The following is a 20744-nucleotide window of genomic DNA, read 5'->3' as shown; positions in this document are numbered from 1 at the left end:
TCAGCCGGCGAGCAGCGCCCGCAGGTCCGGCAGCCACACCCGGTCCGCTGCCACGAGGTCCACGTCGTCGAGTTCACCGGCGTCGACCCAGCGCACCGCGGCGTGATCGAGCGCGCGGGGTTCTCCGTCGAGCAGGTGCACCCGGTACGCACACATCACCAGACCGCCGCGAAGGTGAACTTCGGCGCCGAAACGTTCTCCGCCGCGGACCTCGACACCCAGTTCTTCGCGCAGTTCGCGGCGAAGCGCCTCCTCGGCACTCTCCCCCGGTTCGACCTTCCCTCCGGGCAATTCCCACTGGCCGGCGAGTTCGGGCGGCCGGGTCCGCTGAGCGAGGAGTACGCGCCCGTCACGGACTACAGCCCCGGCGACGACGTGTCCCGTCGGCGGTGTCGTTGCGGTCATGCCGTGCATCGTCCCAGAATGGTTCATGGCCCAGTTACTGACGGACGGCGAGATCGACGCGGCACTGTCCGAACTCCCGCACTGGCGACGAGCAGGTGCGTCCCTGATCCGAACGATCGAGGCTCCGACGTTCCCCGACGCGATCGCGCTGGTCGACAAGGTCGCGGAGGCCGCCGAAGAGGCGGACCACCATCCCGACATCGACATCCGATGGCGGAAGGTGACCTATTCGCTGTGCACACACTCCTCGGGGGGGATCACCGAATCGGACGCGGAGATGGCGCGCCGGATCGATCAGTTGGCTCAGACGGTCGGTCTGTAGGGGTCGCGGCGTCGGAGGCTTCTTCTGCGACGGTAACCGTCGCGGCGTGCTCAGTCTCCGAGGCCCGCAACTTCCGCGCGCCCACGATCATCCAGACGTAGACGAGGACCGCACCGGCGACGTAGACCGTGCCCAGCCACGCCAGGGGCGCGGGCCGCCCCACCGTCCAGATCGAGTCCTGCGCACTGCTGAGCACCCACGGCACGCCGACGAGCGTCACGACGGCCCAGAACGCGGCGAGGATACGAGTGCCGGTGAGCCCGGCCAGCGGGCCGTACAGGAGCCAGATCAGCATCGGAACGACCCACACCCAGTGATGGGCCCACGAGATCGGCGAAACCAGCAGACCGAGGAGTTGCACCACGAGCAGGGTCCCGAGCAGATCGTCCTTTCCGAGCGAACGCCACGCGGCGAACGCGAGTGCGGCGCACACGACGACAGCGACGAGCCACAGCGGTCCGGTCTCGACGTCCTCCCCCACGATGCGGCTCAGCGCGCCGCGGAGCGACTGGTTCCACACCGATCCGACCGGACCGATCCGGTCGGCGTCGCCGAACAGGGTGGTGAAGTAGGTCAGTCCTTGCTCGCCGAGCGTGAGCACGCTGACCAGGACGGTCACCGCGAACGCGACGGCAGAGAACACGGCTTCCCGCCATCGACGCCGTGCAAGGAAGTAGAGGCCCGTGATGGCGGGCGTCAGCTTGATTCCGGCGAGAATTCCTACGAGGCCGCCGGAAAGCCACCACCGGGAACTGCGCACCGCGACCATGACGCCGAGGACCAGGAAGACGTTGATCTGCCCGTAGTCGAGGGTGGTGCGCAGGGGTTCGGTCCAGATGCCGACGGCCGTCCACGCGAGGGCGACCCCGGTCCACCGCCGCGTGCGCGCTTCGGGCCCGATCACAAGTTCGAAAGCGATACGCACAACGAAGAACAGGGCCGCGACCGTGAGCAGTTGCCACGCCACGCCGAGCACCGCGAACGGCACTACGTGCAGCGGGAGGAATACCAGCGCTGCGAACGGCGGATACGTGAAGGGCAGCGGGAAGTCCGGGGTGTAGCGACTGTAGGTGAAGTTGTAGAGGTCGCCGTCGAGGAGAGCGGCGGAGCCGTCCACATACACATGCAGGTCGACGAGGTTCATCCCGTTGGGCGTGAACAACGTCCAGGCGAGTCGTGCCGCGACGGACACCACCAGCAGTGCCGCGCACCACCGCACCGGATACGAAGGAACTCGTCGTGGCACCGCGGTGCAGCCTCCCGTCGTTCCCTGGCCCGGATGTCCGGACCTTCGGCTCTAGAGACTACCGGCGAACACCCAGCCCTCCGAAACCCTGATTCACTCTGGTAACAATCTCATCTCTACTCACAACAGTCACAAAGGAAACACGTTACCGTCTACCGGGTACCGCCATTCGGAACAAACTGTGGCTACACTCCCCCGAAGGCAACCGCCAACCCGGGTTCGGCACGGTGGGTTGTCCTGCGGGAGGGGACTCCATAGAGTGTCGCCTCGAGCCGTCAGTACCGGCTGGTCTTCCAGGCCTACCAGGTGCTTCAACGACAAGGATGGGGAACAGTGCTTCGTACTCGAGGAATGCGGCGTGCGCTCACAGCGTGCGCACTTGCCGCCACTGCGGGACTGGCGGTGCCGTCGCACGCCTTCGCGCAACCGGCGCCCCCGGCGCTGCCCGACCTGACCCAGTTCGTCGAACTCCCGCAGTTCGAGGTCCCGGCCGACCTGTCCATCGAGTCGTTGACACGTCTGATCCCCGAAATCCAGGCGAACCCCGAGCAGGTAGAAGCACTCGCATCGCTCGCTCCCGCCATCGTCGGAGCTGCGGCAGGGCCGTCGGATGTTGCCGACGTCGCGGACGGCAGCAACGACCTGCTCGCACAGGCGAAGGAACTGCTCGCGAATTCCGAGCTTCCGGAGTCCCTGAAGGGCACCCTTCAGCGCGTCATCACCTTCCTGGACGGCAGCGGCGGTGGTGGCCCCGACATTCCGGCACCGGGCACGGTCGTGATCTCGCAGTTCCTGTACCCCACGCTCGGCCAGGATTGCATCGGTGACGGACAGGACTCCGTGGGCAGCGCGCTCGCAGTGGCCGGTCCTGCTCAGCTGCCGCCCCCGGGCCCGGCCGCCGGTCAGGTCGGATTCGTCTTCACCGCGCTCGGCACCGCGCCTACCGCTGGCGAACAGGACCTGACCCTGAGCTGGATCAACGTCTCCAACGGCCGCAGCGGCACCCAGCCGCTCACCAACGAGGCACGTATCAACCCGGACGGTCCCGCAACGTTGACCGCCATCGCCGACACCGGCGCCGGCCAGGTCGTAGCGGTCGTCTCGGGTGGCATCACCACCCAGAAGGAAGGCGCGGACCCGCGTTCGTGCACCTTCCTCCCCACCCTGGGCCTGGTGTCCGTGCCCTGACGGACACCGATAACAGAACAACCGAAGGCCGCCGGGATTCTTCCCGGCGGTCTTCGCGTGTCTGTACAGAGCTTCGGTCCGGTGCGCTGGACCGAAACCGGTTGTACATCGGCGGTATCCCCGTGCTAGACACGGTGGACCAACTAGTTGATATGGCGCACTAAAGTTTTCGGCCGCGATCTCGCCGGCCCCTGAGCGAGGAGAGGCATGGCCGTCGAAACTCCGATCCCGACGCGGGAGCAACCCGCTCCTTCCGGGATCGTCGCGGTCCTGGCCATGTGCGGGATCAGCGTCGCCCTCATGCAGACCCTGATCGTGCCGATCCTGCCCCGGCTGCCGCTCCTCGTGAACGCATCTCCGGAGAACACGTCCTGGGCAGTGACCGCGACACTTCTGGCCGGTGCGGTCGTCACCCCGATCAGCGGCCGGCTCGGTGACATGTTCGGCAAACGCCGGATGCTGCTCGTCAGCCTCGGCATGATGGTGCTCGGTTCCGCGGTGTGCGCGATGGCGAACACACTCCTGCCCCTCGTGATCGGTCGGACTCTCCAGGGCGCCGCCGTAGGCGCGATCCCCCTCGGCATCGCCATCCTGCGCGACGAGCTACCGGCCAAACGGGTTCCCGGCGCGATGGCCACGATCAGCGCGACCATGGGCGTGGGCGGAGCAATCGGCTTGCCCCTCGCGGCACTGGTCGCCCAGCTCACCGACTGGCACATGTTGTTCGTGGCCTCGCTGGTGCTCGGCGCGGTCGGCATCGCCGCGGTATGGAAGTTCGTCCCGGAATCACCGCGACGCAACCCGGGCCGGTTCGATTTCCTTGGAGCGGGTCTGCTCTCGTCCGCCCTGATTCTCCTTCTCGTTCCGGTGACGAAGGGAAATTCGTGGGGTTGGGCTGAGCCGGCCACCCTCGCCATGCTCGGCGGAGCGCTGCTGGTCTTCCTGGGATTCGGCTGGTACGAGTTGCGCGTCGACCGGCCGCTGGTCGATCTGCGACTGTCCGCCCGCCGTCCCATTCTGATGACGAACCTGGCGTCGATCGCGCTGGGCTTCGCGATGTACGCGAACGTCCTCGCGTTCCCCCAATTGCTCATGGCGCCACCCGAAACCGGCTACGGACTCGGGCAGACGATGGTCGCTGCCGGTATGGCCCTCGCGCCGAGCGGACTCGTCATGATGGCGTTGTCTCCCGTGTCGGCACGGATCACCACCACGTTCGGCCCGCGTGTCACCCTCGCCTGCGGCGTGGTCTTCGTGGGCGCCGGTTATCTCACGGCGTATCTGCTGCACCGGGAGTTGTGGCACATCATCGCGGCATCGATGGTCATCGGAGCCGGTGTGGGTCTCGCCTACGCCGCCATGCCCGCGCTCATCATGAGTTCCGTCCCGCTCCACGAGTCCGCGGCGGCGAACAGTCTGAACACGCTGATGCGGTCCATCGGTACCTCGACGGCGGCAGCGGTGATCGGTGTCGTGCTCGCAGCGATGACCGTGCAGGTCGGCGATGCAGTCGTGCCGGAACTCAGCGGGTTCCGCACCACCTTCCTCATCGCGGCGCTCGCGTCCGTCGTGGCCCTGGTGTTCACCGCGTTCATCCCGCCGCCACCTCCGCGAGTACGCGAGGTCGGACCGGCTAGAGGCGTGTAAGCGACCACTGTCCGTAATCCGCGCTGAAGACGCGGTTGACGTCGATACCGATTCCGTCGATGGTCCCGCCGCCCTTCTGGTGCAGGTGTGCGCGCGGATGGACGTAACCGGCCGGCGTGCCCCAGTCGTGCTGCCAGTAGAACGCGCCGAGGCCTACCGCGGACGCCCAGTCGATGGTCGGAGAGTTCGCGTACACGCCGGTGTTCGCGGGGCCGACTACCTCCTGCCACGCGAGAAGGTAGGGCACGATCCGGGTGGTGAACTGCTCGAAGTTCGGGTTGTCGTCGATCGACGCGTAGATCGGCCGGTCGGCGGGTCCGCCCGCCGCGCGGTGCAATTCCAGACCGCGTCGCGCGTGCCTCAGTCCTGCGTCGTAGCCGCCGAGCCAGTCGGCGGTCTCCGCCTTGCCGAACTGGTAGCACGACACCACTTCCAGTCCGTTGTCGAGCAGGGCGCCGGCTTCTCCCCGGTTCAACGGCTTACCGAGCATCCAGTCGGCGCCGGGCCGACGGTCGGATACATACCGGATCGCCCCGATGTGTCCTGCGGCCCTGATCGACGCCGCCGACGGCACACCCGCCGAATAGTCGACGATGGTGCCGAGGACGTCCCGGGCCTGCGCCGCCCCCGGGGCCATGACCGCGGAGGCCACCACGGCGCCCGAGCCGATCGCCGCGTACCGCAACATGTCTCGACGAGAAAACGTCATGGCGCCCCCGTTCCGGAATGTGTGATCGTGCCTTCGGATTGCACCACATTCACACCTGCCACACGCAGCACATCGGTAAAGGTGCTGGTCGGACCTACGCTGCGAACGGTCCTCAGCGGCCCGCCAACTCGGCGAAGAACGCGGGCACGAGCGCGACATCTTCGACGGTGCGCACCGTGGTGCGTATGCCGAGTCCGTGCTCCTTGAGGAGGTCGCACAGACCCTCGCCGTCGACGAGATCGATGGGCGGAGCGCCGTGCCGGTGTGCCTCCGCGCGCGCATCGTCGGTGAAGGATCCGGTGGACACCAGCAGACCCTTCTCCCCGCGACCGACCATCGCCGCACGGAATTCGCGAACGACGTCGGCGCCCGCGCGCTCCTGTCCGCGGACGAACCGGAAGAACACCGAGAAGCTGAGCAGCGAGACACGCAGGATGCCGGTGCCCTCCACCTGCGCGTCGGAGTCGGTGCCCCCACCCGGAGCGGGGACTGTCAGAGTCGTGAAGCCCGCGGACCGCAGCACAGCGGTGACGAGGCGCTCGAAACCCTCCGCGGGAAGGTCGGCGACCGCCCCGAGTACCGGTTCTCGCCACAGCTCGGGATCCTCGGGTGCAGCGGCGAGCGGCACGACCTGCGCGCCTTGGGACGAGTTGCGGACCAGGCGTCGGCGTCGCTTCTCCGCGGTGTACGCGACCTGCATGGGCTTGATCTCGGATTCGCGGACCGCGCGACCGTCGTCGGTCACGCTCCACACGCCTCGACGGGTGTTCGACAGCAGGCCCATGCCCTTGAGGTAGGTGCGCGCCCAGGCGATCCGGTACTCGATTTCGGTGCCGGGCCCGTCACCGTGCAGTACGGCCCGGTCCGCCTCGGACAAACCGACCCGGGCGATCACGGCCCCGTCGATCTCCTCGATGACCCCGGATCCGCCGATTTCGATCACGGCCTGCAGCGTCGGCCACAGGAGATCCGTGTACGGCGGCAACGCGGATTCGTCGCCTCCGGTGTTCCGGACGGAATTACCGATCGCGTTCCGGCGCTGCACACCTTCCCCTAACGTTGCGGCCACGCGGCCGCGGCTTCGGTCCTGGACGTCGGAAAATACCCTAGCCGATTGGTCACGGACCCCGGCCGTCGCGCTCCGCTCCGAAACCGTCCGCTCGCACCCGGCCGGCGACCTACCATGCGAGACGGGGACTCCACCCCTTTCTCCGCTTCGCATGAGGTGACCTCATGAACCGACCCGCACCCGTCGACATGGCCCACCACGCGCACCTGAGCGGCATGTTCGCGCCGCAACGCGACGAGGTGGACGTACGAGACCTCGTGGTCGAGGGACATCTGCCCGACGACCTGGAAGGCAGCTACCTGCGCAACGGCCCGAATCCTCGATTCGATCCGATCGGGCAGTACGTCTACCCGATCGACGGGGACGGAATGGTGCACCGCGTCGAACTGTCCGGCGGTACCGCGCGCTACACGAACCGGTTCGTGCGGACCCCGCAGGTCGTGGCCGAGGAGAAGGCGGGACGAGCCCTGTGGGCCGGCATCACCGACCCGTATTTTCCGCCCGCCGACGAGGTGGGGCCCGATCTCGCGAACACCATGCGCGAACTTCCCGACATCAACGTGGTCCGTCACGGCGGGCGGTTGCTCGCGCTGGCCGAGGCCGCGCCGCCGTACGCGCTCGGTTCGGAACTCGAAACGCTGGGCCGGGAGACATTCGGCGGGGCGTTACCTGTCGGCCTTACCGCCCATCCCAAGATCGATCCGCGCACCGGCGAGATGGTCGCGTTCTGCTACATGCTCGACGCGCCGTTCCTGACATGGTCGGTGTTCGGCCCGGACGGCGCGGTCGTACGCGCGGCCACACCCGTCGACGGTGCCGACCGCCCTCTGATGGTGCACGACATGGCTCTCACCGAGACCTATATCGTGCTGATCCTGGCGCCGATGGTCTTCGACCTGGAAAAGATCTTCACGGGCGCCTCGCCCCTCGACTGGCAACCCGAACTCGGGGTCCGGGTCGCCCTCGTCCCCCGCGACGGTGGCGCAGTGCGCTGGTTCTCCACCGACTCCTTCTGGATGTGGCACACCGCCAATGCCTTCGACCTCCCCGGAGGAGACGTCGCGGTCGACTACGTCGAGTGGCGGTATCCCGGCGCGTTGACCCAGCACGACGGACCCAACCCGTCGCTGTTGCGCCGCGCCGTCATCGGGCGGCACGGCGTCGCCCGCACGACACTCCACGACCGCGACATCGAGTTCCCCCGCATCGACGAGCGTCTGTCGACGGACCGACACCGCATCGTCGCCACGCTGGGCCGCAGCGGGTCGCAACGATTGCCGTCCGGCTCCGCCGACGCATTGTTCTGGTTCGACGTGGATTCCGGCGCCGACACGGTGTGGTCCGGGGGCACGCTCTCCCCCGGCGAGCCGGTGTACCTCACGAGCACGTCCGGCGCCGGTTACTGGGGTTCGATCGCGACCGACTTCACCGATCTGACGAGCTGGTTCCTGGTGTTCTCCGCCGATGATCCCGGCACCGGACCGCGTGCACGGGTGCGGTTACCGATCCGGGTGCCGGCGGGATTGCACGGCACGTGGGTGCCCTCGGGGTAGGGGCAGCCACCGCTTACTGTGGACCGATGGGTTTCACACGTGCCGAACTCGAATCTTTCCGCGACGCCGTGGTTCCCGACCTCGTCGGGCCGGGATGCCGCTTGCTGTTCGTCGGGATCAATCCCGGGCTGTGGACTGCGGCGACGGGTGCCCACTTCGCGCGACCCGGAAATCGGTTCTACCCCGCGCTTTTTCGGGCCGGGATCATCACACACCCGATCACCCCGTCGGAAGGAATGAGTGCGGCCGATCGCAACCACCTGATCGAACGCGGCGTGGGCATCACCAACCTGGCTCCGCGGGCGACCGCCCGCGCCGACGAGCTGACGTCGGACGAATTACGTGCGGGCGCCGAACGATTGGCGTCGGAGGTGGCCGAGTTCCGCCCGCGGGTCGTCGCGGTTGCGGGGATCACCGCGTACCGGGCGGCGTTCGGCAAGCGCACGGCGCGGACGGGTCTTCAGGACGACACCATCGGGGGCACGCCGCTGTGGGTGGTACCCAACCCGAGCGGACTCAATGCCCACGAGACCGTCGAGTCGCTGGCGGTGGCCTACGCGGAACCTGCTCGGGCCGCGGGGATCCTCAGCGCTCCGAGTTCACCCGCCCGCTGATCTTGTCGAGGTAGCCCGCCGCGCGATAACCGGGCGCGGTCCCCTCCACGAGAATCGCCGAACCGTCCGAGTTCTCGGTCCTCAACGGAAGGATTTCCTGATACTCGGGCGAGTCGTACCACCCGCGTGCCCGTTCGAGGTCGGGGAACTCGATGAGCACCAGGTGGCCGGGCCATTCCCCTTCGAGGACGTGGGGGTCTGTTCCGTGGACGAGGAACCGGCCGTCGAATGCACGAACGGTGTCGTCGATCTTCGTCAGGTATTCGGCGATGGCGTCTCCGAAGTCGACGCTGCGGAGGTGGGCTACTGCGTATGCGGTCATTGCACGAGCGTGCCGCGCCCGGGCAGCGCCGGTCGATTACCTCGGAGGTAATGGCGGCCGTTCCCGGCGGCTCTATTCTCGACAACATGACGGTCGTCGAGAGGGTCCGGTCCGGGGCGTTGCTGCGCGCGTGGCGGGAACGCCGAGGAATGAGCCAACTCGACCTTGCACATCGGGCAGGCATCTCGTCGCGGCACATCAGCTTTGTCGAGACAGGGCGGTCGCAGCCGTCCCGGGACATCGTGGTGAGACTGAGCGAGCATCTCGATATTCCCTTGCGGGAACGAAACTCGATTCTGCTCGCCGCGGGACTCGCGCCCGCCTATCCGGAGCACCGGCTCGACGACGTGCCGTTGAGTGCGGTCGCCGATGCCATCACCCGGATCCTGGAACTGCACCGGCCGTTTCCCGCGCTGGTCGTCGACCGGCACTGGACGATGGTCGACGCGAACGACGCCATCACGGCGCTGGTCTCGGACTGTGCGGCGGAGCTGCTCGAACCGCCCGTCAACGTGCTGCGGCTGACACTCCACCCGCGGGGACTTGCGCCGCGTATCGCCAATCTCGGCCAGTGGCGCGCGCACCTGCTGGCACGGTTGCGCCATCAGATCGCGGCGACCGGCGATCCCGTGCTCGCGCGCCTGCACCGGGAACTCGAGCAGTATCCGTGCGACGACCCGGTCTCGGCCACGGATCCCCACGCGCTGGTCGTGCCGCTGCAGTTACGGGTCGACACCGGCGTGTTGTCGTTCCTGAGCACGACCACGCTGTTCGGGACCCCCCTGGACGTCACGGTGTCGGAATTGGCCATCGAAGCGTTCTATCCCGCGGACGCCTGGACGGCTTCGGCGCTGCGCGCCGGGTAGGCACCGGAGAGGTTGCCGAAGCGGTGTCGTGGCGGTGTCGTGCGCGCTACCGTTGTGACGGAAACTGTGTTCGAGCAGATCCGAAAGGCTGTAGTCATGAGCGCTACGAAATGGTGGGTCGTCGACGGACGCGACGACGGTTTCGCTCTCGAGCAGCGTGCCACCGGGGACATCGTGATCATGAACAACACGACGTCGGAAGAGCATGTGCTGCCGGGATACGTGTGGAAGCACTCCCCGAGTTTCGGCTTGCAGATTCAGAGCGACGGGCCTCCGCCCTACGGTTCGTGGATCGAGAACCCGGAAGACTGAGTTCGGCGCGTCAACCGAGGGAAATCTGCCAGACGAGGGCGGCGGCAAGAGCGCCGGCGCCGTTGAGCGACCAGTGCAGCGCGATCGGCGCGAGGATGCTGCCGCTGCGCCGGCGGAGCCAGGTGAACACGAAGCCGGCAGCCGCGGTCGCGACCACTGCTCCCGCGACACCGACGATCTGCCCCCACAGCCCGTTGCCGAAGACGGCAGCCAGACCGGCGTTACCCGAGGTGAGGCCGAGGGACGACGCGACGTGCCACAGGCCGAACAGCAGCGAGCCCGCTGCGAAGACTCCGCGCGCACCCCACACGCGTTCGAGAGTGCCGTGAAGGACGCCGCGGAACGCGAGTTCCTCGGGGATCACGGTCTGCAGCGGGATGATGATCATCGAAGCGACGAGCGCGCCCGAGATGGTTGCGTAGCGTTCGGAGAGAAAGAACTGCCGGGTGAACGGAAGGGCGACGCCGATCGCGACGACGGTGAGGACCAAGCCGACGGCGGCGAGCGAGTAGACCGTGCCTCGTTTCCAGTGCCGCGGCGACAATCCGAGTTCGGACCACCGCATTCCCCGACGCCGCATCAGGACGACGAGGATCGCGGCAGAAATGGGAACCGTGGCGATCGACGCCCATACGGTGGTGAAGTGCGCCACCACGTTCGTGGAGATCAGGACGGCGACAACGATTGCGACGTCGACCCACGCGTGAAATCTGAGCAACCAGGCCAGAGAGGGTAATTGTCGGGTTTGGGTGCTCACGCAGTCTTCTTTCCGGGTTTTCCGTGCATCCATACCATTGTAAGGAATCTGCCCGGCCACCTGCATGACGCGCATCACACCCCCTGGGACCGTCCGGACTCGCATTCCGAAACCGCCCCCGGACTGCGGAGATGTGGATCACACGGATCGTGAGGGACTTCTGCGTCACACGCCCCGTTGTCGGGGCGCCGATTCTGCACGACTAATCTGTCTGCGGAACATCGCCCCCTCTTCCAGGAGAAACAATGGCCGACTTCCTCTACGAGGACCTGCTGCCGATCGGGGAAGACCCCACCGAGTATCGGCTGCTGACCAGCGAGGGGGTGTCCACCGTCGAAGGCCCCGACGGCCGCACCTTTCTGAAGGTCGAGCCCGAGGCCCTGCGCCTGCTGACCGAAACCGCGCTGCACGACATTTCGCATTATCTGCGCACGGATCACCTGAAGCAGCTCGCGAGCATCCTCGACGACCCCGAAGCGTCGGACAACGACAAGTTCGTAGCCCTCGACCTGCTGAAGAACGCGAATATCGCCGCAGCAGGGGTGTTGCCGATGTGCCAGGACACCGGCACCGCCATCGTCATGGGCAAGCGCGGCCAGCAGGTACTCACCCCCGGTGACGACGAAGAGTCGATCGCGCGCGGCGTGTACGACGCGTACACAAGACTCAATCTGCGCTACTCACAGAACGCGCCCCTCACCATGTGGGACGAGAAGAACACGGGCAGCAACCTGCCGGCCCAGATCGAGCTCTACGCAGATACCGCGAAGGGCCACGAGAACTCCTACAAGTTCCTGTTCATGGCGAAAGGTGGCGGGTCGGCGAACAAGTCGTACCTGTACCAGGAAACCAAGGCGATCCTGAACCCGGACTCGATGATGCAGTTCCTCGAGGCCAAGATCCGGTCGCTCGGCACGGCCGCCTGCCCTCCGTACCACCTCGCGATCGTCGTCGGCGGCACCTCTGCCGAGTTCGCACTCAAGACGGCCAAGTACGCGTCCGCGCACTACCTGGACGAACTGCCCACCGAGGGCGCGATGACCGGTCGCGGGTTCCGCGATCACGAGCTCGAGGAGAAGGTCTTCGAGCTGACCCAGAAGATCGGGATCGGCGCGCAGTTCGGGGGCAAGTACTTCTGCCACGACGTGCGCGTGGTCCGCCTGCCTCGCCACGGAGCGTCGCTGCCCGTCGCGATCGCGGTGTCGTGCTCGGCGGACCGTCAGGCGAAGGCGAAGATCACCCCGGAGGGCGTGTTCCTCGAGCAGCTCGAGTTCGATCCCGGCCGCTTCCTGCCCGAGATCACCGACAGCCGGCTCGACGCCGAGACGGCGGGTGTCTCGGGTACCGGCAAGGGTGCCGCCGTCAAGATCGACTTGACCCGTCCCATGCCCGAGATCCTGGCCGAACTGTCCAAGCATCCGGTGAAGACCCGCCTGTCGCTGACCGGGCCGCTCGTGGTGGCCCGCGACATCGCCCACGCCAAGATCAAGGAGCGTCTCGACGCCGGCGAGGAGATGCCGCAGTACCTCAAGGACCACCCGGTCTACTACGCCGGTCCCGCCAAGACCCCCGAGGGTCTCGCGTCCGGGTCCTTCGGCCCGACCACGGCCGGGCGCATGGACTCGTACGTCGAGCAGTTCCAGGCAGCCGGCGGTTCGATGATCATGCTCGCCAAGGGCAACCGGTCCAAGCAGGTGACCGACGCGTGCCACCGGCACGGAGGTTTCTATCTCGGTTCCATCGGCGGCCCTGCGGCGCGCCTTGCGCTGGATTGCATCAAGAATGTCGAGATCGTCGAATACGAAGAACTCGGCATGGAAGCGGTCTGGAAGATCGACGTCGAGGACTTCCCGGCGTTCATCGTCGTCGACGACAAGGGCAACGATTTCTTCGCCCACACCGGCGAGGTGACACTCACCATCGGCAAGCGTCCCGGTCTGTAACAGACAGGCGCACAGCACAATCCGGCCCCGGAGGACTCTGGTCCACCGGGGCCGGATCGTCGATACCGTTGGTCAGGCCGCGCAGGCGTGCGTGCGCGAGAGCACTGCCGGCGACTGCGCGACGACCCTGCGCAGAAACCCGACGACGATCTCGGGCGACGGTTCCGCGCCCGGAGCAGCCACGCCGCAGAGCGCTCGATATGTCTCGAGCGCCATCACAGGTGCGACGCGGAAGTGCGTCGACATCGTGAACGTGACGTCGAGGTCACGCTCGGGGATCCGCAGTTTCAACTCCGGGCCGTGCGCGCCCACAATCACGCAGACGTCCACCGCGGCCCCCGCGGCGAGGTACTCGAACGACGCGGAATGCACACGGTTGTGTGCCATCTGCCGGTAGAGCGGCCGCAGCCCGCCTAGAACCAGCGGTGGAAGCGCGACCGTGCGGGATCGCTCGGCGCTGAACATGCGAATCTCTCGATACCCACGGCCGCAAAACAGCCGGTCTTAATTGTAGAAACACCAATATTGGAACTATCCCAGAAACGCCGGACCGGTGCAACCCTCGGGCAGTGACAGGCACCGCTCGATACCGTGGATACGCAGGTTCTGACCCGATCCCCTCACGACCTCCGCCGACACCCGCAGAGGACCACCATGACGACGACAACCCTGGTCGGATACGCCACCGCGAATGGATCCACCCGCGGGATCGCCGAACGGATTGCTGCTTCGCTCACCGCACGCGGCGTCGAGGTCGATCTGAGGGCGTTGAGCGAGGTGGACTCGGTACAGGCGTACGACACGCTCGTGCTCGGGAGCGCCGTTCACAACGGCCAATGGCTCCCCGAGGCCGTCGATGCGATCACCCGGTTCGGCACCACCCAAACAGGCCGGGCGACCTGGGCATATTCGGTGTGTTCGGTAGGCGCCACCAGTTCGACGCTGTCCCCGCGGGTGGCACGATATCTGCGGCGGGCGATGCCCGAACCGGATGCGGTACAGGAGTTGCGGGCGGTCACAGAGGTCCGTGATCACCGGTTCTTCGCCGGTTCGATCACCCCCGGCGACTGGCCCGGATTCGGGCGGTTCGTCTTTCGCCTGATGGGAGGGAGATACGGCGATGCCAGGGATTGGCGCGACATCGACGCCTGGAGCGAAGGCATCGGTCGCGACGTCACTCCAGGTCTTCGCTGACGCCGCCCGCGCTTCTCTCCCGTCCGTCAGGCATCTCGTATCTGCCTCCCGGCATGTACGAATCCATCGAGTTCGACGCCGCCCGAACCGCCGCAGGAGGACACTTCGAGCAGAGCCCTGTTCCGAAATGCACTACCGCCCATGGCAACGCGATCGTGCGTCACCGCAGGGATGAGACCATATGAGCGAGACAGCGAGCGGCGAAACCGATCACGTCGCACCGGTCGATCCACTCGAAGAACTCGACCGCCTGCTACGTGACCTGCGATCGTCCCGGACCGGTCTGTCCACTCGCGACGCGCAACGGCGCCTCGGCCTGTCCGGCCCCAACGAACTGGTTCGCCGCGCCGGCGAAGGATGGGTGCGTGCCCTGAGCCGGCAACTCCTCCACCCACTTGCACTGCTCCTGTGGGTCGCTGCCGCGCTTGCAGCGTTGTCGGGTTCGGTGCCGCTGGCGATCGCGATCGTAGTGGTCATCGGCCTCAACGCCGCGTTCGCGTTCGTTCAGGAACGCCACGCCGAACAGGCCGTCGAAGCACTTGCCGCCTACCTCCCCCAACGTGCCCGCGTCGTCCGCGACGAGGTCGAAACAGAGGTCGACGCGCGGGAACTCGTGCCCGGCGATGTCATCGTCGTCTCCGAAGGGGACCGTGTTTCCGCCGACGCGCGCCTGCTCGACGGCTCGGCGCAGATCGACGCGTCCGCGCTGACCGGGGAATCGACACCGGTACCGGTGAGCGTCGACAGCGGAGACAGTCGTGTTCCGTTGATCCTCGCCCGCGATCTCGTCTTCAGCGGCACCACGTGCGTCACAGGGGAAGTCACCGCGGTCGTTTTCGCCACCGGAATGAACACCGAACTCGGCCGGATTGCTGCGTTGTCCCAACGCAGTGGGCCTGAAGAGAGCCCGCTCGAGAAACAGGTGAGGAGGGTCGCCCGCCTGATCGCCATCGTGGCAGTGGGGCTGGGTCTCGCGTTCATTCCCCTGGGCACCCTGCTGGCCGGGTTGTCGCTGGCCGATTCGCTGAACTTCGCGATCGGACTCATCGTCGCCAACGTTCCCGAGGGCCTGCTCCCGACCATCACCCTCGCGCTCGCCGTGGGTGTGCGGCTCCTGGCCCGGCAGGGCGCCTTCGTCAAACGGATCTCTGCCGTCGAGACGCTCGGGTCGACGAGCGTCATCTGCACCGACAAGACCGGGACACTCACGCTGAACCGAATGACCGTCACCCAGGCATGGACGCACGAAGGCGTGCTGGACTTCCAAGATCTTTCGACACATCCCGCGGCAGACTCGGCGGCGGGACAACTCATGACGGCTGCAGTGTGGTGCAGTAACGCCGAACTCGCACAACCGCCCGGTGCGACACCGCCCGACGGTGCCGAACCGGAAGACGGTGCGAAACCGGAAGACGCCGGGATCGGCGACCCGACCGAACTCGCTCTGCTCCGGGGCGCGGGAAAACTCGGTCTCGACCCCCACCGCAGCAAGGAGGACAGACTCGCACAATTCCACTTCGATCCGGCCCTGCGGCGGATGTCGACGGTCGACCGCGTCGGCACCACGGTCGTCGTGCACACCAAAGGCGCACCCGAGGAGGTCGTCGCCCGCTGCACACACATCTCCGACGGGACCGCACCCAGACCGTTGACGGAGGAGGACCGCGCCACGATCGAAACCGTCGTCGACGACTGGGCGGCTCGCGGCCGACGGTTGCTGGCGTTGGCCGAACGCACCCTGACACCCTCCGAAGTGGCAAGGAACCTCAGCCGAGAGCAGGCAGAGCAGGGCTCGACGTTGCTCGGCATCATCGCGATGATCGATCCGCCCCGCCCCGAAGTTCCCGGCGCCGTTGACCGCTGCCATACGGCCGGCATCCGGCTGATCGTCGTCACCGGCGACCACGCGCTCACTGCCCGCGGAATCGCCGAGAGCGTGCACATCGGGAAGAACGGCCTGCGCGTGATCGGCGGAGACGAAGCAGACGCGATGTCCGACCGCGAACTCGATGAGGCGCTCGCCGGTGACGACGAAATCGTCTTCGCCCGCAGCTCACCGGAGACGAAGCTGCGCATCGCCGACGCGCTTCAGGAGTCCGGCCGGATCGTCGCGATGACCGGCGACGGCGCCAACGACGCACCCGCCCTGCGCCAGGCCGATATCGGCGTGGCAATGGGCCGATCGGGCACGGACGTCGCGCGTGAGGCGGCGGTGATGGTCCTCGTCGACGACAACTTCGCCACGATCGTCGGCGCCATCGAAGCGGGCCGGCGGGTCTACGACAACGTCCGCAAGTTCATCGTCTACATCTTCGCGCACGCGACCCCCGAGGTCGTGCCCTTCCTTGCCTACGCGCTCACCAGCGGCGGTATTCCCCTGCCGCTGACCATCATGCAGATCCTCGCCATCGATCTCGGCACCGAGACCCTCCCGGCGCTGGCGCTCGGACGGGAGAAAGCCGAACCGGACCTGATGCGACGCCGGCCCCGGCCGCGTTCGCAGTCGGTGATCGAGGGAGTCATGCTGGCCCGTGCCTGGGGCGTCCTCGGCGGAGTCTCCGCAGTCCTGGTGATGGCACTGTTCCTGCTCACCCTCCTCGACGGTGGCTGGACCTTCGGAGCCGACGTCTCCAGCGGGGAGTTGCACGACACCTGGCGGCAGGCCACGACCATGACATTCCTCGGTATCGTCGCCTGCCAGATCGGCACCGCGATGGCCGCTCGCGCAAGTCGCTCCTCCCTTGCACAGATCGGACTCACGACGAATCGAATGCTGTTGTGGGGAATCGCCTTCGAGGTCCTTTTCGCCGCAGCGGTCGTGACCATCCCACCGTTTCAGGCCGTCTTCGGCACCGAGGTCCCGGATCTGTGGTTGCTGACTCTGCTCATCCCGCTGCCGGTCATCGTGTGGGGTTGCGACGAAATCTTCCGCTGGTGGTTACGGACCCACGACTGAAGGACCGTTCGCCGACGGACCGGACGGACCACCCTCCGGCCGATCCGGTGGTACCCGGAGGGACGAGTCCGCCGCGACGCGGGAACCTCCGTTTCCCAGGGGATCGCCGAGCGTGATATCGACTTGAACGACAGATCCCGGCTCGCTCCCGTTCCGGGACCATCCCAGTTCTCCGAGGACCTGCAGCATCGTGGTGTTCACCGACAACACGTACGCCGACAGACGCCGAATTCCGCGTGCTCGTGCAATTTCGACCAGGCGTTGCAGCAAGGCGGTTCCGATGCCGTGGTGCTGCATGGGGTGGCTCACGGCGACCGCGCATTCCGCCGATGCGACGTCGTCATCGAGGACGGTGTAGTTCGCTACTGCGACCACCTCGGCATCGTCGAACGCCCCCAAGCTCACATGTCCGTCGTCCTGGCGACACAGCATTTCCGCAAGCTCGTCCACGCGCCGTGGGGCCACAGTGAAGAATCGCAGGTACGTGTCGCGCTGGGTGAGATGCTCGTGCAAAGCCCGGACCGAGTCCTCGTCCTGCGGACCCAGCGGGCGGATCACCAGGTCGGGGCTGACCGTGTGCTGTTCTGCGAACACCGGCTCATACGTCCTTCCACGGAATCGGGACACCGCATGGGCCGCCGCGTCATTCTTCCTTCCGGCGGGCCTTGCCGAGCACGATTCGCTGTTCCGCTTGTGCGACCGTTCGTCTGGTGCGTACTGCGGCATCGGGAGTGACGGAAACCGACGTGATGCCGCGGCGCACGAGGTGCTCGGCGAGGGCGGGGCTCGTCGACACGGCCTGACCACACAGCGACGTCGTCAGTCCGGCTGCAGATGCACGGTCGATGATGTGGTCGATCGCGTCGAGAACTGCCGGGTCCAAGGTGTCGAACAGTTCCTTGCACATCTCGGAATCCCGGTCGACCCCCAGCATCAACTGGGTCAGGTCGTTACTGCCGATCGACACACCGTCGATACCGAGTGCCGCGTATTCGGGCAACCAATAGACGACGGAGGGCACCTCGGCCATGATCCATCGCCACATCCGACGATCTGCGCCCAGCGGATGGGCGTCGAGCTGTGCCAGGCACTCCTTCAATTCCCACCGTGTGCGCACGAAGGGAATCATCAAGTGCACGTTCGGATACGCGCTCCGCACGCGGTGTATCACGTCGAGGTCCAGGGAGAACAACTGCGGATCACGGACGTACCGGAAACAACCCCGATAGCCGATCATCGGATTCGCCTCGTCGGGTTCGATCTCACCACCTTCCAGATCGGCGAATTCGTTACTGCGCAGGTCGATCGCCCGGTAGACCACCGGCCGGGGCGCGAACGCCGCGGCGATCTTCGAGACACCACCCGCCATCTTCTCGACATACTCGTCGCGGCGGCCCTCCGCGATCATGTGCGCCGGATGCTCCCCGGCCAGCGCCTCGGTAATCATGAATTCCGCCCGCAGCAGGCCGACCCCGTCGACGTCGGTCGCGGCGACGGCCTCGGCTGCGTCCGGAGTGGCAAGGTTGACGTACACCGAGGTCGCGGTGACCGTCGGAGCACTACCCGCGGCCGCCGGACCCGCCTCGTCCGCCCTCGCCCGACTGCCCGCGGTGGTCACTGCCCCCTCGAACACCACGCCCGCGTCGCCGTCGACGGTGATCACCTGCCCGTCTCTGAGCGTGGTCGTTGCGGTACGCGCACCGACGACCACCGGCTTACCGAGTTCACGACCGACGATCGCGGCGTGACAGGTGATTCCACCGCCGTCGGTGACGATCCCGCCGGCTCTCCGCAGAATGGGCAGCCAGTCCGGCCGGGTCATCGGTGCCACGATGATCTCACCGTCGGTGAGTCTCTTCCCGTCCGCGAGGTCACGCAGTACGCGTACCCGCCCGGTCGCCGAACCGGGTCCCGCGCCCAGTCCGATCAGCAAAGGTGCCGTGTCCCCGTCACCGGACGGACCCGCTGTCGAGCTACTCGGTCTCCCCGTGCCCTGCCCGCTCAGCGTTGTGATCGGCCTCGCCTGCACGATCCACAGGTGGCCCTCGGCGAAGGCGAACTCGAGATCCTGCGGGCTGCCGTAGTGCTGCTCCACACCGACGGCCAGCCGTGCAACCTTGCCGATCTGGTCGTCGTCGAGGACCTGGACACCGCGTGACGGATCCACCGCAACACGGCTGTCGCCCTTCTCGGTCGAGGCGATCTCGAACTCCTGATGCCCGAGGTGCACGTCGAGCACCTGCAGTCCGTCCTTGGCGACGACGTAGGTATCAGGCTCGACCTGCCCGCCGACGACGACTTCCCCCAGCCCGAGCGCTGCCTCGATCACGATGCGGTCCAACTCGCCCGTGCGCGGATCGGCGGTGAACGCCACACCGGACGACTCCGACCTGACCATCACCTGCACGGCGACCGCAATGGACGGTTCCTCCGCGATCCCTCGGAGCCCCCGATAGGTGCGGGCACGCTCGGACCACAACGACGCCCAGCACGCCTGCACCGCACGAACCACCTCGTCGGCACCGACGATGTTGGTGTACGACTCGTGAATTCCCGCGAACGAGGTGTCCGCCGCGTCCTCCGCCGGCGCCGACGACCGAACTGCCACCGCAACACGCGCCCCGAGAGTCTCGTACGCCGCGACGATGTCCGCCCGCATCTCGTCCGGAACAGACGTGCCCGTCACCAACTCGGCGAGTTCGGCCGAGGTACGGATGAGTTCTGCCTCGTTGATATCGGGAGCCGGTACCGCCTCGGCAGCCAGCCGGGCACGGACTCCCGCGGCCTGCATCGCATCGATGTACGCGTCCGCCGTGACCGCGAACGCAGGTGGAACCGGAAAACCCGCCCGCGTGAGCTCACCCAGATTGGCGGACTTGCCACCCACCGTCGGCGCGTCCTCGGCACCCACCGTCTCGATGGGACGTACCCACAAATGATGTTCGGCCATTGCTGACTCCCCCGGATCGTGGTGCTCCCTAGCGAAGGCCGCCCAGCCGCGCGCTCGGCGGAATGTGTCTCACGGTAGGTGGCGCGGACGATCTTCGGGCGAAATCGCACGTTCGGAGCACTACTGCCTTGCACCTGGGTCACACAGCATCGGGCAGAACCTGAACCTCACGACGCCTTCTTCCCGAGATAAGCGTGTGTCGCGGCGAACCGCGAAAGCATGTACTCGCCGGCGGTGACGGGCGGGTAGATCGGCTCCGCGCCGGGTTCGACACACGTCGGGATCGCCTCGATCACCGCACGAAAATCGGGTGCGACGAAGTACGGCAGCGAATAACGGTGTCGTCCCACAGGATTCAGCACCCGGTGACGGGTGGAGACATAACGGTGGTTGGTCCACCGGGCAATCATGTCGCCGAGGTTGACGATGAGCGCGTCGGGCGGCGTGGCGACGTCGATCCACCCGCCTCCGCGCGCCGCAACCTGCAATCCGCCGATGTCGTCCCTGCGCGAGCAGGGTCAGCGAACCGTAGTCGGTGTGCGCACCTGCGCCCGGTGCGGTCTCCCCCGCCCCTGCCGGTGCGTAGTGCAGCATCCGCAGGGATGCGATCGGATCGGTGAACATCGGCTCGAACGAATCGGGCGCCAAGCCGAGCGCGAGTGCGAGACCACGCATCAGATGGGTGTTGATC

General features: G+C 66.8%; 20 protein-coding genes. 10 read left to right on the top strand and 10 right to left on the bottom strand.

Annotation, left to right across the window (positions count from 1 at the left end; genetic code table 11):
• Positions 1-405 (bottom strand): (deoxy)nucleoside triphosphate pyrophosphohydrolase, encoded by a 405-nt coding sequence (locus ACFWBU_RS01970; protein ID WP_169621620.1) that lies wholly within the window; start codon positions 403-405, stop codon positions 1-3.
• 25 nt (positions 406-430) lie between these two features.
• Between ACFWBU_RS01970 and ACFWBU_RS01965 the strand changes: the two genes are divergently transcribed.
• Entirely contained in the window at positions 431-727 is a 297-nt protein-coding gene (locus ACFWBU_RS01965) for a 4a-hydroxytetrahydrobiopterin dehydratase (RefSeq protein ID WP_169652596.1), read from the top strand.
• On the opposite strand, the gene ACFWBU_RS01960 is transcribed toward ACFWBU_RS01965, so the two are convergent.
• Positions 663-1973: a mannosyltransferase gene (locus tag ACFWBU_RS01960; RefSeq protein ID WP_296551731.1), complete on the bottom strand. Its 1311-nt coding sequence runs from the start codon at positions 1971-1973 to the stop codon at positions 663-665. The two genes, ACFWBU_RS01965 and ACFWBU_RS01960, sit on opposite strands and share 65 nt — an antisense overlap.
• Before the next feature lie 351 nt (positions 1974-2324).
• On the opposite strand from ACFWBU_RS01960, the gene ACFWBU_RS01955 reads away from it, so the two are divergent.
• Positions 2325-3161, top strand: a complete 837-nt coding sequence (locus ACFWBU_RS01955) for a hypothetical protein (RefSeq protein WP_169621717.1) — start codon at positions 2325-2327, stop codon at positions 3159-3161.
• A 207-nt stretch (positions 3162-3368) separates the two neighbouring features.
• Positions 3369-4808 carry an MFS transporter gene (locus ACFWBU_RS01950; RefSeq protein ID WP_169652595.1) on the top strand — a complete coding sequence of 480 codons (1440 nt, stop codon included), beginning with the start codon at positions 3369-3371 and terminating at the stop codon, positions 4806-4808.
• On the opposite strand, the gene ACFWBU_RS01945 is transcribed toward ACFWBU_RS01950, so the two are convergent.
• Together ACFWBU_RS01945 and ACFWBU_RS01940 are read right to left on the bottom strand one after the other, a co-directional pair.
• Positions 4795-5517, bottom strand: coding sequence for a DUF1906 domain-containing protein (locus ACFWBU_RS01945; RefSeq protein ID WP_378527310.1), 723 nt, complete (start codon positions 5515-5517; stop codon positions 4795-4797). The two genes, ACFWBU_RS01950 and ACFWBU_RS01945, sit on opposite strands and share 14 nt — an antisense overlap.
• A gap of 112 nt (positions 5518-5629) precedes the next feature.
• On the bottom strand, positions 5630-6562 hold the full coding sequence (locus ACFWBU_RS01940; protein ID WP_169621616.1) for a winged helix-turn-helix domain-containing protein: 933 nt from the start codon (positions 6560-6562) through the stop codon (positions 5630-5632).
• Positions 6563-6750: 188 nt separating this feature from the next.
• Between ACFWBU_RS01940 and ACFWBU_RS01935 the strand changes: the two genes are divergently transcribed.
• The gene (locus tag ACFWBU_RS01935) at positions 6751-8139 is read left to right on the top strand and encodes a carotenoid oxygenase family protein (RefSeq protein WP_378527309.1); all 1389 of its coding nucleotides are present in this window, start codon (positions 6751-6753) and stop codon (positions 8137-8139) included.
• Between the two features lie 26 nt (positions 8140-8165).
• Complete coding sequence (locus tag ACFWBU_RS01930; RefSeq protein ID WP_378527308.1) at positions 8166-8753, top strand: mismatch-specific DNA-glycosylase; 588 nt, start codon at positions 8166-8168, stop codon at positions 8751-8753.
• Here ACFWBU_RS01930 and ACFWBU_RS01925 read toward each other — a convergent pair.
• Complete coding sequence (locus ACFWBU_RS01925; protein ID WP_169652593.1) at positions 8725-9075, bottom strand: DUF1330 domain-containing protein; 351 nt, start codon at positions 9073-9075, stop codon at positions 8725-8727. The two genes, ACFWBU_RS01930 and ACFWBU_RS01925, sit on opposite strands and share 29 nt — an antisense overlap.
• An 86-nt stretch (positions 9076-9161) precedes the next feature.
• On the opposite strand from ACFWBU_RS01925, the gene ACFWBU_RS01920 reads away from it, so the two are divergent.
• Positions 9162-9941 carry a helix-turn-helix domain-containing protein gene (locus ACFWBU_RS01920; protein WP_378527307.1) on the top strand — a complete coding sequence of 260 codons (780 nt, stop codon included), beginning with the start codon at positions 9162-9164 and terminating at the stop codon, positions 9939-9941.
• A 96-nt stretch (positions 9942-10037) separates the two neighbouring features.
• Positions 10038-10253: a maltose regulon activator MalT gene (locus ACFWBU_RS01915; protein ID WP_378527306.1), complete on the top strand. Its 216-nt coding sequence runs from the start codon at positions 10038-10040 to the stop codon at positions 10251-10253.
• A 10-nt stretch (positions 10254-10263) separates the two neighbouring features.
• On the opposite strand, the gene ACFWBU_RS01910 is transcribed toward ACFWBU_RS01915, so the two are convergent.
• Positions 10264-11010 carry a type II CAAX prenyl endopeptidase Rce1 family protein gene (locus ACFWBU_RS01910; RefSeq protein ID WP_378527305.1) on the bottom strand — a complete coding sequence of 249 codons (747 nt, stop codon included), beginning with the start codon at positions 11008-11010 and terminating at the stop codon, positions 10264-10266.
• Between the two features lie 245 nt (positions 11011-11255).
• Here ACFWBU_RS01910 and ACFWBU_RS01905 point away from each other — a divergent pair, with 245 nt between their 5' ends.
• On the top strand, positions 11256-12953 hold the full coding sequence (locus ACFWBU_RS01905; RefSeq protein WP_378527304.1) for a fumarate hydratase: 1698 nt from the start codon (positions 11256-11258) through the stop codon (positions 12951-12953).
• Positions 12954-13025: 72 nt separating this feature from the next.
• Here ACFWBU_RS01905 and ACFWBU_RS01900 read toward each other — a convergent pair whose 3' ends face one another.
• Positions 13026-13418 carry a hypothetical protein gene (locus ACFWBU_RS01900; protein ID WP_378527303.1) on the bottom strand — a complete coding sequence of 131 codons (393 nt, stop codon included), beginning with the start codon at positions 13416-13418 and terminating at the stop codon, positions 13026-13028.
• A gap of 189 nt (positions 13419-13607) precedes the next feature.
• Here ACFWBU_RS01900 and ACFWBU_RS01895 point away from each other — a divergent pair, with 189 nt between their 5' ends.
• Together ACFWBU_RS01895 and ACFWBU_RS01890 are read left to right on the top strand one after the other, a co-directional pair.
• Positions 13608-14147: a flavodoxin domain-containing protein gene (locus ACFWBU_RS01895; RefSeq protein ID WP_378527302.1), complete on the top strand. Its 540-nt coding sequence runs from the start codon at positions 13608-13610 to the stop codon at positions 14145-14147.
• Positions 14148-14328: 181 nt separating this feature from the next.
• Positions 14329-17103, top strand: coding sequence for a cation-translocating P-type ATPase (locus ACFWBU_RS01890; protein WP_378527301.1), 2775 nt, complete (start codon positions 14329-14331; stop codon positions 17101-17103).
• Here the strand turns inward: ACFWBU_RS01890 and ACFWBU_RS01885 are convergent.
• The 3 genes from ACFWBU_RS01885 to ACFWBU_RS01875 form a co-directional block, all read right to left on the bottom strand.
• On the bottom strand, positions 17086-17697 hold the full coding sequence (locus tag ACFWBU_RS01885; RefSeq protein WP_378527300.1) for a GNAT family N-acetyltransferase: 612 nt from the start codon (positions 17695-17697) through the stop codon (positions 17086-17088). The two genes, ACFWBU_RS01890 and ACFWBU_RS01885, sit on opposite strands and share 18 nt — an antisense overlap.
• Positions 17698-17746: 49 nt before the next feature.
• The gene (ppsA, locus tag ACFWBU_RS01880; protein WP_378527298.1) at positions 17747-20053 is read right to left on the bottom strand and encodes a phosphoenolpyruvate synthase; all 2307 of its coding nucleotides are present in this window, start codon (positions 20051-20053) and stop codon (positions 17747-17749) included.
• A 167-nt stretch (positions 20054-20220) separates the two neighbouring features.
• Complete coding sequence (locus tag ACFWBU_RS01875; protein ID WP_378527297.1) at positions 20221-20541, bottom strand: 2OG-Fe(II) oxygenase family protein; 321 nt, start codon at positions 20539-20541, stop codon at positions 20221-20223.
• Positions 20542-20744 lie beyond the last annotated feature (203 nt).

The sequence above is a fragment of the Rhodococcus sp. NPDC060084 genome, assembly GCF_042730335.1.
In the GTDB taxonomy this organism is placed as follows: Bacteria; Actinomycetota; Actinomycetes; order Mycobacteriales; family Mycobacteriaceae; genus Rhodococcus.
This window is presented reverse-complemented; position numbering and strand designations above follow the sequence as displayed.

Bases quoted from the DNA above. Each gene is read 5' to 3' on its own strand.
- ACFWBU_RS01970 (WP_169621620.1), bottom strand. From the start codon at position 405: ATGACCGCAACGACACCGCCGACGGGACACGTCGTCGCCGGGGCTGTA.
- ACFWBU_RS01965 (WP_169652596.1), top strand. From the start codon at position 431: ATGGCCCAGTTACTGACGGACGGCGAGATCGACGCGGCACTGTCCGAA.
- ACFWBU_RS01955 (WP_169621717.1), top strand. From the start codon at position 2,325: ATGCGGCGTGCGCTCACAGCGTGCGCACTTGCCGCCACTGCGGGACTG.
- ACFWBU_RS01950 (WP_169652595.1), top strand. From the start codon at position 3,369: ATGGCCGTCGAAACTCCGATCCCGACGCGGGAGCAACCCGCTCCTTCC.
- ACFWBU_RS01945 (WP_378527310.1), bottom strand. From the start codon at position 5,517: ATGACGTTTTCTCGTCGAGACATGTTGCGGTACGCGGCGATCGGCTCG.
- ACFWBU_RS01935 (WP_378527309.1), top strand. From the start codon at position 6,751: ATGAACCGACCCGCACCCGTCGACATGGCCCACCACGCGCACCTGAGC.
- ACFWBU_RS01930 (WP_378527308.1), top strand. From the start codon at position 8,166: ATGGGTTTCACACGTGCCGAACTCGAATCTTTCCGCGACGCCGTGGTT.
- ACFWBU_RS01925 (WP_169652593.1), bottom strand. From the start codon at position 9,075: ATGACCGCATACGCAGTAGCCCACCTCCGCAGCGTCGACTTCGGAGAC.
- ACFWBU_RS01920 (WP_378527307.1), top strand. From the start codon at position 9,162: ATGACGGTCGTCGAGAGGGTCCGGTCCGGGGCGTTGCTGCGCGCGTGG.
- ACFWBU_RS01915 (WP_378527306.1), top strand. From the start codon at position 10,038: ATGAGCGCTACGAAATGGTGGGTCGTCGACGGACGCGACGACGGTTTC.
- ACFWBU_RS01905 (WP_378527304.1), top strand. From the start codon at position 11,256: ATGGCCGACTTCCTCTACGAGGACCTGCTGCCGATCGGGGAAGACCCC.
- ACFWBU_RS01900 (WP_378527303.1), bottom strand. From the start codon at position 13,418: ATGTTCAGCGCCGAGCGATCCCGCACGGTCGCGCTTCCACCGCTGGTT.
- ACFWBU_RS01895 (WP_378527302.1), top strand. From the start codon at position 13,608: ATGACGACGACAACCCTGGTCGGATACGCCACCGCGAATGGATCCACC.
- ACFWBU_RS01890 (WP_378527301.1), top strand. From the start codon at position 14,329: ATGAGCGAGACAGCGAGCGGCGAAACCGATCACGTCGCACCGGTCGAT.
- ppsA (WP_378527298.1), bottom strand. From the start codon at position 20,053: ATGGCCGAACATCATTTGTGGGTACGTCCCATCGAGACGGTGGGTGCC.